This is a genomic window from Roseateles sp. FW305-36 (genome assembly GCF_058787015.1).
The window spans coordinates 358,104-370,101 of the sequence record NZ_JBYSZK010000002.1 but is presented as its reverse complement, the minus strand read 5'-3'; the positions used below and the strand labels follow the sequence as shown (position 1 = coordinate 370,101).

The following is an 11,998-nucleotide window of genomic DNA, read 5'->3' as shown; positions in this document are numbered from 1 at the left end:
TCATGAAGAAGACCCTCATCGCCGCCGCCCTCGCCAGCTGCGGCTTCGCCGCCCAGGCCCAGATCTCGGGTGACGTCATCAAGATCGGCTTCCTGACCGACATGTCCAGCGTCTATGCCGACATCGACGGTGCCGGCGGTGTCGAGGCCATCAAGATGGCCATCGCCGACATGAAGGGCATGGCCGCCGGCAAGAAGATCGAGCTGATCTTTGCCGACCACCAGAACAAGGCCGACGTCGCCTCCGCAAAGGCGCGCGAGTGGATGGACACGCAGGGCCTGGACCTGCTGGTGGGCGGCACCAACTCCGGCGTCAACCTGGCCATCGCCACCGTCGCGGCCGAGAAGAAGAAGCCCTTCATCTCCATCGGCGCCGGCAGCTCCGCGCTGACCAACGCCAACTGCACGCCCTACACCATCCACTACGCCTACGACACCGTGGCCCTGGCCAATGGCACCGGCGGCGCGGTGACCAAGGCCGGTGGAAAAAACTGGTACTTCCTGACCGCTGACTACGCCTTCGGCGCGGCCCTGCAGGCCGACACCACGGCCGTCGTGCAGAAGAACGGCGGCACCGTGAAGGGCAGCGTCAAGCATCCGCTGAACGCCAGCGACTTCTCCAGCTTCCTGCTGCAGGCCCAGGGCTCGGGCGCCCAGATCCTGGGCCTGGCCAACGCCGGCGGCGACACCATCAACGCCGTCAAGGCCGCCAACGAGTTCGGCATCACCAAGACGATGAAGCTGGCCGGCCTGCTGATGTTCATCAACGACGTGCACTCCCTGGGCCTGAAGACCACCGAAGGCATGTACCTGACCGACTCCTGGTACTGGAACCAGAGCCCCGAGGCCCGCGCCTGGAGCCGCCGCTTCTTCGAGAAGATGAAGCGCATGCCCTCGTCGCTGCAGGCCGCCGACTACTCGGCCGTGACCCACTACCTGAACGCCGTCAACGCGACCAAGACCGACGATGCCGAAAAGGTCATCGCCAAGATGAAGGACACGCCGATCAACGACTTCTATACCAAGGGCACCATCCGCAAGGAAGACGGCCGCGGCATCCACGACATGTTCCTGATGCAGGTGAAGTCGGTGAAGGAATCGACCGAGCCCTGGGACTACTACAAGGTCGTGACGCGCATTCCGGGTGAAGAGGCCTTCACCAAGCTCGCCGACAGCAAGTGCCCGCTGGTGAAAAAGTGATCCCCTGAGGGCGCGATGACAGAGTTCTTCGGTATTCCCCTGCCGGCCCTGCTGGGTCAGCTGCTGCTCGGCCTGGTCAACGGCTCGTTCTACGCGATGCTGTCCCTGGGCCTGGCGGTCATCTTCGGCATGCTCAACATCATCAACTTCGCCCACGGGGCGCTGTACATGATGGGGGCCTTCTTCGCCTGGATGGGGCTGGAATACCTGGGCCTGAACTACTGGTTCATGCTGGGTCTCGCGCCCTTCGCCGTGGGGCTCATCGGCATCGTCATCGAACGCACGATGCTGCAGTGGCTCTACAAGCTGGATCACCTCTATGGCCTGCTGCTGACCTTCGGCATCACCCTGGTCATCGAGGGCGTGTTCCGCAGCTTCTACGGCGTCTCCGGTCAGCCCTACCAGGTGCCGGACGCGCTGCAGGGCGCCACCAACCTCGGCTTCATGATCCTGCCCAACTACCGCGGCTGGGTGGTCGTTGCCTCGCTGGTGGTCTGCTTCGCGGTCTGGGCGCTGATCGAGAAGACGTCGCTCGGCGCCAAGCTGCGTGCCGGCACCGAGAACCCCAAGCTCGTGCAGGCCTTCGGCATCAACGTCCCCGCCATGGTGACGCTGACCTATGCCGGCGGCGTGGCCCTGGCGGCCTTCGCCGGCGTGCTGGCCGCGCCCATCCTGCAGGTGTCGGCGCTGATGGGGTCCAACCTCATCATCGTGGTCTTCGCCGTCGTCGTCATCGGCGGCATGGGCTCCATCCTCGGCTCCATCCTGACCGGCCTGGGCCTGGGCATCGTCGAGGGGCTGACCAAGGTCTTCTATCCCGAGGCGTCCAACACGGTCGTCTTCGTCGTCATGGCCATCGTGCTGCTCGTTCGTCCGGCTGGCTTGTTCGGAAAAGAGAAGTGATGAACAAGAAAGTCATCGGCTACGCCGCCCTGTTCGCCGGCATCGCGCTGCTGCCGGCCCTGGGGGTCTATCCCGTCTTCGTCATGAAGGTGCTCTGCTACGCGCTGTTCGCGTGTGCCTTCAATCTGCTGGTCGGCTTCACCGGCCTGCTGTCCTTCGGGCACGCCGCCTTCCTCGGCACGGCCGGCTATGTCTGCGGCCATGCCCTCAAGGTCTGGGGCCTGCCGACGCCGGTCGGCCTCGTCGCCGGCATGGCCGGCGCGGCCGTCGTCGGGCTGGTGTTCGGGCTGCTGGCCATCCGGCGCTCGGGCATCTACTTCTCGATGATCACGCTGGCCCTGGCCCAGATGCTTTACTTCTTCTTCCTGCAGGCGCCCTTCACGGGCGGCGAGGACGGCCTGCAGGCGGTGCCGCGCGGCAGCTTGCTGGGCCTGCATCTGGAAAGCGACCTGACGCTGTACTACGTCGTGCTGGCCATCTTCATCGCGGCCTTCTGGCTGATCTACCGCATCGTCCACTCGCCCTTCGGCCAGGTGCTGACCTCCATCCGCGAGAACGAGGCCCGTGCGACGTCGCTGGGCTATGACACGGCCCACTTCAAGCTGCTGGCCTTCGTGCTGTCGGCCGCCCTGGCCGGCCTGGCCGGCGCCACCAAGACCCTGGTGCTGGGCTTCGCGACGCTGACCGACGCGATCTGGACCACCTCGGGCCTCGTCATCCTGATGACGCTTGTCGGTGGCATGGGCACCCTCGTCGGTCCCATGGTCGGTGCCCTGGTCATCATCGCGCTGGAGAACAAGATCGGCGACCTCGGCAACTGGCTGGGCGACCTGACCGGCGTGGCCTGGTTCAACAGCCTGGGCGAATCGGTCAGCCTCGTCACCGGGCTGATCTTCATCGTCTGCGTGCTGGCCTTCAGGCGCGGGCTGGTGGGCGAGGCGATGGCGCTGTTCGAGAAGCGCCGCCCGGCTTCCTGAACACCAGCACATTGCCGGCCATCACCAGGGCCAGGCCGGCCAGGGCCGGCGCCGTCCACTGGTAGCCCTCCACCCAGGCCGACACGTTCAGCGCCACGACCGGGAACAGCACGGTGCTGTAGGCCGCCCGCTCGGGGCCCAGCCGCCCCACCAGCGTCAGATAGGCCGTGAAGCCGATGACCGAGCCGGGAATGGCGAGGTAGAGCAGCGCACCGACGTAGCGGGCGCTCGCGTCAAACACCAAGGGCAGGCCGGCCGCGAGCGCATAGCCCGTCAGGATGGCCGTGCCGACGGCCATGCCCCAGGCATTGGTCTGCACCGGCTTCAGCCCCTGGTTTTGCAGGGCGGCCGACAGCAGGTTGCCGGTCGAGAAGCACAGCGTGCCGCCCAGGGCCCAGGCCAGGCCGACGGCGCTGGCATGGCCACCGCTGATCTCGGGCCAGAACAGCAGCACCAGGCCAGTCAGCCCCAGCGCACCGCCGGCCAGCACCTGGGGCGCAATGGCCCGTCCGTGCACCACGCGGGCCAGCAGCGCATTCCACAGCGCCGCGCTCGAGAACACCACGGCCACCAGGCCGCTGGCCACCGTCTGGCTGGCGTTCAGGAAGCAGACGAAGTTCAGGCAGAACAGGCACAGCCCCTGGGCCAGCACCCAGCCCAGCGCCTTGCCGCGCGGCACCACGAGCTGGCGGCGCCAGATGAGCCAGGCGAACAGCACCAGGGCCGCCAGGCCGAAGCGGTAGGCGATGGACAGCGCGATGGGCACGGTGCCGAGCTGCCACTTCAGGGCGATCCAGGTCGTGCCCCAGATCAGTACCACCAGCACATAGAGAAGAGCATTCATGCCGCCATCGTGGCCGGTCGGGCGGCGGCGCGATTGCATATTCCTGCGCTTCGTCGGCCCGGCCACGGCACGGAAGGGGCCGGTGGCCCTAGCATCGGCTCATGCTCGACCTGACCGCCGGTTCGACCGCCCACCAGCCCGTCTTCGACGTGCTGGGCCGCTCGCATGCGCGCCGCGAACGTGAGCTGGCGCTCGCCGACGGCCTGCGCCTGGTGCAGTGGTGCAACCGCGGCGGCCGCATGGACTATCAAAAGCCCGGCCACCACACCCTGTCGGTCTATCTGCAGGGCGGTCACGACACCCACCTCGTCGAGACGCCCCGCGACACCGGCCACCCCGGCTGCCACTGCATCCTGCCGGCCGAGCACGAATCGCGCTGGAACGTGGCCGGGCCGCTGCGCTTCGTCCACCTCTACCTGTCCGACGCTGCCTGGGCCGACCGCATCGTGCGGCTGCTGGACGCCGAACCGCGCGCCATCACGCTGGAGCAGCGCATCTTCGGCGAGGACGCCACCCTCGCCGCCTGGGCCCAGGGCGTCGCTGCCCAGGACTGGCGAGACCCGGCCGAGCGCCTGCGCATCGACGCCCTGAGCCAGGCCGCCCTCGACCACCTGGTGCTGCAGGCCGCCCGGCCGCGCCAACGCGAGCGGGCCGAACGCGCGGCCGGTGGCCTCTCGAGCGCGGCCCGCCGGCGCGTGCTGGATTTCGTCGACATGCACCTGGACAGTGCGAACCTCAGCCTGCCCCGCCTGGCCGCCGAGGCCCATCTGTCGGAATTCCACTTCGCCCGCATGTTCCGCGTCTCCATGGGCAGCACGGTGCACGACTGGGTCGCCGCTCGCCGGCTGGACCGTGCCCGCGAACTGCTGAGCGGCAGTGCTCTGCCATTGGCCGACATCGCCGCCGCCTGCGGCTATGCCGGTGCCAGCCATCTCAGCCAGCGCTTCAAGACGGCGCTCGGCACCACGCCGGGGCAATACCGTCGACTCCTGCCACCACGCCGTCAGCATTTACCAGCGAGTTAGGGGGGGCGCGCCACGGCGACATGGCCCACTATCGAGCCCATGCCCACGTCACCCCGCTTCAAGTTCACCGTCACCCTCGTGGTGTCGGTGCTGGCGGTCGTGCTGACGCTTTTCGTGCCCGGTGAGGACGAAGTGGCCGGCAATGTGGCCCGCACGGCCAGCATCCTGCCGCCGCCGCAACGCTGAATCTGTCCGCCCCGGCGTGACAAAAACGACGCCGGCCGGGCCGCATTGAAAAGGCCGGTTCGCGGAGCGGACACTCAGGGGCGCGATGATGTGAGACTTTGAAGTCCCGCACGCCCCCCGACGATGAATGAGTTGTTGATCTGGACCCTGGCCGCCGTGGCGGTCGCCGTCGTGCTGTTCCTGCTCTGGCTGGGGCGCCGCCGCCAGCAGAAGGCCCGTGCCGACGCCGAGCGCCGCGAAGCCGACAGCCTGATGCAGAGCCAGGTCGAGCACGCCGCTCGCGCCCAGCATGTGTCGGCCGAAATGGCCGCCCGCCAGGAAGCCGACGCCCAGGCCCTGCGCGAGGTGGAAGAAGCCGTGGCCCAGCGCCTGGCCCAGCAGCGTGCCGAGGAAGAGGCGATCGAGGCCGAACGTGTCCGCGTCGAGCAGGAAGAAGCCGCCCGCCTCGAAGCCCAGGCCCAGGCCACCCGGGAGGCCGCCGCGGCCGCCGAAGCCGAGCGCCAGGCCGCTGAACGGGCCGAGGCCGAGCGGCTCGAAGCCGAACGTGTCGCCCGCGAGGAAGCCAAAGCCCGAGCCGAACGCGAAGCGGCAGAAGCCGCCGAGGCCCAGCGCCAGGCCGAAGCGCGGGCTGAAGCCGAGCGCCTCGCCCGCGAACGGGCCGAACGCGAAGCCGCCGAAGCCGCGCGCCTGGCTCAGGAAGCCGCCGCCCGCGAAGCCGAGGCCCGCGCCGAGGAAGCCCGCCGCCAGGCCGCCGCCCAGGCCGAAGCCGAACGCCTGCGGGCCGAGCGCGAGGAAATCGAACGCCTGGCCCGCGAGCAGGCCGCGCGAGAAGCCGCCGAGGCCGAGCGCCTGGCGGCCGAACAGCGGCGCCTCGAGGCCGAACGTGCGGCGGCTGCGCAACGTGCTGCTGCCGAAGCCGCAGCTGCGGCCGCAGCGGCAGCGGCCGCCCAGGCGACCCGCGAGCTGCGCGCCGACGAGACCCTGGTGCTGGTCGCCGACGACTCCAAGATCGTCCGCGTCAAGATCAGCCGCCTGCTGGCCACCCAGAGCTATCGCGTCGCCTTGGCCGAGAGCGGCGAGCAGGCCCTGGAGCTGCTGGCCGCCGAGCGCCCCCATGTGCTGATCACCGATGTCGAGATGCCCGGCATCGACGGCTTCGAGCTGACCCGCCGGGTGCGCGCCGCCGCCGCCACGGCCGAACTGCCGGTGCTGATGATCACGTCTTCCGACGACAAGCAGGAGCAGGCCCAGGCCGCCGGCGTGACCCAGCTGCTGGGCAAGCCGTATTCGGAAGAAGCCCTGATCGCCGCCATCGAGAAAGCCCGACTGGCCGTGCGAGTCCCTGCTTAAGCCGCCTTCTGCACCTCGCGCGCCCAGCGCGGCGCCCATTGCAGCAACGGCTCGATGGCCACCAGCAGCGAGCGCCCCTGGGGCGCCAGCCGGTAGCCGCTGCCCGCGTCATGCTCGACGAGCAGGGCGGCGCGCAATTCCGCCAGGCGCTGGTTCAGCACCGAGGCTGACAGGTCGCCGCAGGCCGCTTGCAGGGCGCGGAAGTTCAGGCTCGCATCCTCGCCGCGCAGCTCCCACAGGATGCGCAGCGTCCAGCGGCGGTGGAAGAGCTCCAGCGCCGCGTTGATGGCGTCCTTGCCCGAGGCCGGCGTATCGGCCACCACCAGTTTTTCGAGGCGTTTTGTCGTCATGCTTTGATTTTAGAAGCAACTGCGGCTAGAGTTCGCCCACCGCAACGCTTCTTATTTCGAAGCATGAACACTGCCACGACACCCCGCATCGCCCCTCGAACCATGCCCCTGCCGCCCGACGTCGCCGAGCGCATGAGCCGCCTGCTGCCGGCGGGCATGCCGCCGCCGCAGATCTTCCTGACCGTAGCCCGCCACGGCGAGCTGTTCAAGGAGATGGTGGACAGCGGCTTGCTCGGCCCCACCGGCCTGGCCGACCGCAGGCGCCTGGCGCCGCTGCTGCGCGAAGCCGTCATCCTGCGCACCTGCACGATGGCGCGCTGCGACTACGAGTTCAACCTGCACGAACAGACGATCTCGCGGCGCATGGGCTTGAGCGAGGCACAGATCGCCGACCTGCGCCGGCCCGCGCTCGACGCGGCGCTGTGGACGCCGCAGCTGCTGGCCGCGCTGCGCCTTGTCGACGGCCTGGTGGCGCGCCTCGACGTCGAGGACGCCAGCTGGGCCGAGCTGTGCCGGCACTTCGACGAGAACACCCTCATCGAGATGACCCAGCTCGTCGGCCACTACACCGGCGTCGCGATGCTGGCGGCCCTGGCGCGGCCGTCTCTCGACCGCTATCGCTAGAAGCCGCCTTCGGGTCCGGCTAGCAGCACAGCTCGTCCAGCTGTGCCACGGAGGCCTGCAGCAGGTCCGCCACCAGGCCCAGCAAGCGGTCGCGCTCGACGGCGACCTGCCGCGCCAGATCCGTGCCGTCCAGGCCGGCATGCTCGAAGCTCAGCAGCCGGTGAAAGGGCAGATCCAGGGGCACGCCCTCCATGAGGCCGCGCGGACCCACCGGCAGGCCGCCCCGCGGTGAAGACGGGCGTTCGGTCAGGTCGATCATGGTCCCGACCATGCGCACCGCGCGGCCTTCGGCGCTGCGTTCGATCACGCGGCCGCGGGAGTGAACACGGCGATAGCCCGAACCATTGCTGCGCAGGCGAAAGCTCGCTTCATAGGCCGGCCGCCCGCCGACGGCATGCTCGCGGATGGCGGCGAGCATGGGCTCCAGGTCTTCAGGATGGACGCGGCAGCGCCAGAAATGCGTGCTGTCGGCGCTGTGCGGCTCGGGGAAGCCCAGGCGCTGCTTCCACTGCGGGGAATAGTGGACCGTCTCGAGCTCGAGACGCAGGTCCCAGATCCCGAGGTCGCCCTCCTCCATGGCTTGCCGCCAACGGTGGTCCGCCGGTTGCTGCTGCATTTCCATGCGGTGATTGTGAGGCCCGGTGCCCGGCTTGCCGGCAAGTTGCGCCAACGGATACCGCCGCCGGCCATGGCACAGTGCACGAAGGACCGGGTCAGTGCTCCACCGCCGCCAGCAACCGGCCGACGAACTCGTTCAGGGCCGGCCCGTTGTCGATCCAGCGCACGACCGCGACGACATCGTTCTCCCAGTCGATGTAGATGATGTTCTGGCCATTGCCGCGGAAGGTCACGCTGCTCTCGGGCGCCGCCGGCAGGGCCTTCCGGCCGGGATTGAGGAACCAGTTGCAGTAGCCGTACTCGGCGTTGTCCGGCCCCGGCTGGCGGGCCTTGGCGATCCAGTCGCGCGACACCAGCGGGCGGCCGTTCCACTCACCCTGGCGCAGGAAGAGATAGCCGAAGCGAGCCATGTCCCAGGCGTCGATGAACATGCCGCCGCCCCAGTGGCCGCCGCCCGAGACCGACTGCATGCGCTGGCCGTCCAGCTCGACCCAGGAGTTCTCGTAGCCGTTCCAGCGCCAGCGGCTGGACGCGCCGATGGGGTCCATGACCTGCTCGCGCAGCACCTCGGGCAGCGGCCGGCGCCAGACCTGCAGGGCCGCCAGGGCCAGCACGTTGACGCGCACGTCGTTGTACTTGTAGTGGGTGCCCGGCGCAAACATCGGCCGGTTCGGCCAGTCCTCGGGCGTCTTGCCGACGGGGCGGTCGGCCCAGTCGGGCTTGCCCCACAGCGTGCCCTGCCAGTCGCTGGTCTGGCGCAGCAGGTAATCCCAGGTGATGGGCGCGTTATGCGGCGCGGTGAAGAGGTCGACGCCGGGCGGCATGTAGTCGGCCGCGCGGTCGTCGGTGCTCTTGATCAGCCCCTGCTGCCAGGCCAGGCCGACGACCGTGGACAAAAAGGTCTTGGTGACGCTGTGCGACATGTCGACGCGCTGCGTGTCGCCCCATTCGGCCACCACCTTGCCGCGGTAGATGACCAGGCCGTTGGCCGTCGCCCGCTCGCGCGTGGGCCCGATCTGGCCGCCGTAATAGGGCTCGTTCCTGCCGAAGCTCTGGGCCAGGTAGAGGGCCTGGTCGCGTGGTGCCGGGTTCTCATGGGCCTGGGCATAGGCGACGGCTTCGGCCAGGCGGGTTGCATCCAGGCCCAGCGCGGCCGGCTGGGCCCGCGCCCAGTCGCCACGCGGCGGGAAATAAGCGGGCTCGGCGACGGCCAGCGTCGAGACCAGGGCGGCGAGGAGGACGAGGCGGCGAGGGAGGCGCATCGGGCCATTGTGGCCAAGGGGCGCGGTGGTCGGTGAATTTGCGCTGGCTGCTGTTTTGCAGGCGACGGGGTCGCAGCGGAAGCAGACACTACGCCATAGTCAATTCAGCCATGGCGCAAGGATCTTCTTGTGGAGCAATTGCTACAGGGTTCATGCCACTGCGGCGCAATACGAATTCGTCTGCCAAACGTTCCGACCCGCGCGACGTCATGCAACTGCTCGATATGCCGCCGGCTTGGCGCGATCTGGGGAGTTTTTGACTGGATGACTGTGGAGCTGAGCGCGAGCAGCGATGCCCTTGCCTCCTACGTCTGGGGCGAGAAGACCCTGCGCACCATGCGTTGTACGAGTTGCGGATGCGTAACCCACTGGGAGCCCTTGCAGCCACAGGATGGCGCTTGGCACGGCGTGAATCTGAGGATGTTTCCGGTGAAGCTTCTCGAGCAGGTACGAGTCCGCCGCTTTGATGGTGCAAAGTCCTGGACATTCCTCGACGAATAGCGGCGCCGTCCGTGCGCGTGCAGCTTGAGGTCAGTCTAGGGTAGCTATCCTGCACAGATTCAACTCCCCTGACGCTGCATCTCAGCAGACAACAACTTGATGGAATTGCCTCGCCTCAGCGTGCGGGCCCTCGCGGTGGGTCTCGTCACCATGCTTGCACTGGACCTGGTGTCGGGCGTTGCCGTGCTGGCGCTCTGGCCCGGCGATGCCAGCACGTCGGCAGACGTCGCGGCGATCGCCGCGCAGCCCGCCTACCTGGCCGTTGCCCTGGTGATGGGGACGATGACGACGGCCGTGGGCGGTGGCATCTGCGCTCGCCTGGCAGGCAGGCTTCCGTACTGGAACGCCGCCGCCTTCGGCGTGTTGAGCATCGCCATCGGGCTGCTGCTGTCCGATCCCACCCAGCCCTGGTGGTTCACGGCGATGGCGATCCTGGTCTCGATGCCGGCGGCGATCTATGGCGCGCAGGTGAGCCTCAAACGGAGGCGATAGCAGCGAGTGGTCACTGGGACTGCGCAAGCCGCAGTCCGTTGTGCAGCGAGGCCGTGTGAGAACTCGGCGGCGGCTTCATCGGTCGTCAATCGAAGCGTTGCGTGTCCGGTTTGGCGCGCGCAATCGCGGTTTGCGGGTTGCTGAGGTATTCGGAGAGCAATACGGCCCGTTGCAGGCTCGTGTGCGTCGCCAGCAGCAATGGAGAAGGGCCTCACGCCCCCACTAGTCTCATTGCCCTTTTGGCTTTTGCAAAGCCGAGGATGCTCAGCACGCGCTTGAAGTTGTACGCCAGCACGCTCAAGCTCATCTCGGTGCCCACGTTCTGGATGCCACGCATTAGGAAGTGCGTCCAGCCCATCCAGTGCTTGAGGGTGCCGAAGACATGCTCAATGGTGCGCTTGCGTACCGTCATGGCGTCCGGCATGCGGTCCAGTCGCTGCTGCACCCTTTCTGCGATCTCCTCGTGCTCCCAGCGCCTGATGCGCCGGTACTCACTGGTCGTGCATTGGGCTTTCATGGGGCATGTTGGGCAGGCGCTGGACCAGTAGATGTGGATCTGCAGGCCGTCCTCTTCTCGACTGAAGCGGTGTATGGCGCGCTGCCCCGCAGGGCACTGGTACTCGTCTTCTCGGGCGATGTAGATGAAGTCGGTCTTGTCGAATCGTCCCTCTGCCCTTGCGTTGGATGTCATGGGTTTGGGGACCACCGCTGCCACGCCTGCGTCTTCGCAATCCTTGAGGACTGGGCTGCTGTAGTACCCGCGATCGGCGATGGCAGTCAGTCGGCGCTTGCCCATGGCTTCTCTTGCGGCCACGGCGATTGCGCAGAGCTGGGCTCGATCGCTGCCGGTGTTCGTCACTTCATGCGCAACGATCAGGTGGTTCTTGGTGTCGACAGCCGTCTGCACGTTGTAGCCCACCATGGCCGTGCCCTTGGCGCGTAGGTGGTCATCGCGCGGGCGTCAGGATCGGTCTGTGAGAGCTGGTGATCGGGTAGGGCCTGCAGCTGTGCCTTGACGGCTTGAAGCTCTTGCATGCGTTGCCGCATCTTCTGGATCTTGCCCTGCAGTCGCGCCGTCTTGGCCTGCATCTCCACCGGCTGCGTCCTGTCGGCCGTCTCCAACGCATCGAGGTAGCGCTGGATGCTCTCTTCCAGCTCACGTTCACGACGCTCGATCTTGCCTGGCGTGTAGTTGCGCTCGCGGTTGTTGACCGCCTTGAACTTGCTGCCGTCGACGGCCACGACAGCCTCGGTGAACAGCTTCAGTTCTCGGCACAGCATCACGAAGCGGCGACAGACGTTGCGAATGCCTTTGCCGTTGTCGCGGCGGAAGTCAGCGATGGTCTTGAAGTCGGGAGCCAGCCTGCCGGTCAGCCACATCAGCTCCACGTTGCGCTGGCATTCGCGTTCAAGGCGACGGCTGGACTGGATGCGATTGAGATAGCCGTACAAGTACAGCTTCAACAGCACCGACGGGTGATACGAGGGGCGGCCCGTTGCGGCTGGACTTGCGCCATCGAAGCCCAGCGCTACGAGATCCAACTCGTCGATGAAGACGTCAATGACTCGGACCGTGTTGTCCGCGTCAATGAAGTCGTCCAGGCACTCCGGCAGCAGCGTGACCTGGTGCCGATCTTCTCCCTCGATGAATCGCTTCATGTGGCAGC

General features: G+C 67.6%; 13 protein-coding genes and 1 pseudogene. 9 read left to right on the top strand and 5 right to left on the bottom strand.

What is annotated here, in order from left to right; translation table 11 throughout:
* Window positions 1-2: 2 nt before the first annotated feature.
* From AC3WOE_RS06135 to AC3WOE_RS06125, 3 genes are read left to right on the top strand one after another with little or no spacing between them, the layout of a single operon-like run.
* The gene (locus AC3WOE_RS06135) at window positions 3-1,199 is read left to right on the top strand and encodes an ABC transporter substrate-binding protein (RefSeq protein ID WP_492689049.1); all 1,197 of its coding nucleotides are present in this window, start codon (window positions 3-5) and stop codon (window positions 1,197-1,199) included.
* A 15-nt stretch (window positions 1,200-1,214) separates the two neighbouring features.
* A complete protein-coding gene (locus tag AC3WOE_RS06130; RefSeq protein ID WP_492689048.1) occupies window positions 1,215-2,102 on the top strand; it encodes a branched-chain amino acid ABC transporter permease in 888 nt (295 codons plus the stop codon).
* Window positions 2,102-3,079 carry a branched-chain amino acid ABC transporter permease gene (locus AC3WOE_RS06125; protein ID WP_492689047.1) on the top strand — a complete coding sequence of 326 codons (978 nt, stop codon included), beginning with the start codon at window positions 2,102-2,104 and terminating at the stop codon, window positions 3,077-3,079. Before AC3WOE_RS06130 ends, AC3WOE_RS06125 begins: the two co-directional genes overlap by 1 nt.
* Here the strand turns inward: AC3WOE_RS06125 and AC3WOE_RS06120 are convergent.
* Window positions 3,018-3,923 (bottom strand): DMT family transporter, encoded by a 906-nt coding sequence (locus tag AC3WOE_RS06120; RefSeq protein ID WP_492689046.1) that lies wholly within the window; start codon window positions 3,921-3,923, stop codon window positions 3,018-3,020. The two genes, AC3WOE_RS06125 and AC3WOE_RS06120, sit on opposite strands and share 62 nt — an antisense overlap.
* Before the next feature lie 101 nt (window positions 3,924-4,024).
* Between AC3WOE_RS06120 and AC3WOE_RS06115 the strand changes: the two genes are divergently transcribed.
* The 3 genes from AC3WOE_RS06115 to AC3WOE_RS06105 all read left to right on the top strand — a co-directional run bounded on the left by AC3WOE_RS06115 (window position 4,025) and on the right by AC3WOE_RS06105 (window position 6,484).
* A complete protein-coding gene (locus tag AC3WOE_RS06115; RefSeq protein WP_492689044.1) occupies window positions 4,025-4,948 on the top strand; it encodes a helix-turn-helix domain-containing protein in 924 nt (307 codons plus the stop codon).
* 39 nt (window positions 4,949-4,987) lie between these two features.
* Window positions 4,988-5,134 carry a hypothetical protein gene (locus AC3WOE_RS06110; RefSeq protein WP_492689043.1) on the top strand — a complete coding sequence of 49 codons (147 nt, stop codon included), beginning with the start codon at window positions 4,988-4,990 and terminating at the stop codon, window positions 5,132-5,134.
* 123 nt (window positions 5,135-5,257) lie between these two features.
* Entirely contained in the window at window positions 5,258-6,484 is a 1,227-nt protein-coding gene (locus AC3WOE_RS06105; protein ID WP_492689041.1) for a response regulator, read from the top strand.
* Here AC3WOE_RS06105 and AC3WOE_RS06100 read toward each other — a convergent pair.
* Window positions 6,481-6,834 carry a winged helix-turn-helix transcriptional regulator gene (locus AC3WOE_RS06100; RefSeq protein ID WP_492689040.1) on the bottom strand — a complete coding sequence of 118 codons (354 nt, stop codon included), beginning with the start codon at window positions 6,832-6,834 and terminating at the stop codon, window positions 6,481-6,483. The genes AC3WOE_RS06105 and AC3WOE_RS06100 overlap by 4 nt on opposite strands.
* Window positions 6,835-6,897: 63 nt before the next feature.
* Here AC3WOE_RS06100 and AC3WOE_RS06095 point away from each other — a divergent pair, with 63 nt between their 5' ends.
* Window positions 6,898-7,458 (top strand): carboxymuconolactone decarboxylase family protein, encoded by a 561-nt coding sequence (locus AC3WOE_RS06095; RefSeq protein WP_492689038.1) that lies wholly within the window; start codon window positions 6,898-6,900, stop codon window positions 7,456-7,458.
* A gap of 19 nt (window positions 7,459-7,477) precedes the next feature.
* Here the strand turns inward: AC3WOE_RS06095 and AC3WOE_RS06090 are convergent, their stop codons facing one another.
* Together AC3WOE_RS06090 and AC3WOE_RS06085 are read right to left on the bottom strand one after the other, a co-directional pair.
* A complete protein-coding gene (locus AC3WOE_RS06090; RefSeq protein WP_492689037.1) occupies window positions 7,478-8,080 on the bottom strand; it encodes a PAS domain-containing protein in 603 nt (200 codons plus the stop codon).
* 91 nt (window positions 8,081-8,171) lie between these two features.
* Window positions 8,172-9,338, bottom strand: a complete 1,167-nt coding sequence (locus AC3WOE_RS06085) for a serine hydrolase domain-containing protein (RefSeq protein ID WP_492689035.1) — start codon at window positions 9,336-9,338, stop codon at window positions 8,172-8,174.
* 129 nt (window positions 9,339-9,467) lie between these two features.
* Here AC3WOE_RS06085 and AC3WOE_RS06080 point away from each other — a divergent pair, with 129 nt between their 5' ends.
* The gene (locus tag AC3WOE_RS06080; RefSeq protein WP_492689033.1) at window positions 9,468-9,839 is read left to right on the top strand and encodes a GFA family protein; all 372 of its coding nucleotides are present in this window, start codon (window positions 9,468-9,470) and stop codon (window positions 9,837-9,839) included.
* 99 nt (window positions 9,840-9,938) lie between these two features.
* On the top strand, window positions 9,939-10,331 hold the full coding sequence (locus AC3WOE_RS06075) for a hypothetical protein (RefSeq protein ID WP_492689032.1): 393 nt from the start codon (window positions 9,939-9,941) through the stop codon (window positions 10,329-10,331).
* A gap of 211 nt (window positions 10,332-10,542) precedes the next feature.
* On the opposite strand, the pseudogene AC3WOE_RS06070 reads toward AC3WOE_RS06075, so the two are convergent.
* Window positions 10,543-11,990, bottom strand: a pseudogene (locus AC3WOE_RS06070) (IS1182 family transposase).
* Window positions 11,991-11,998 lie beyond the last annotated feature (8 nt).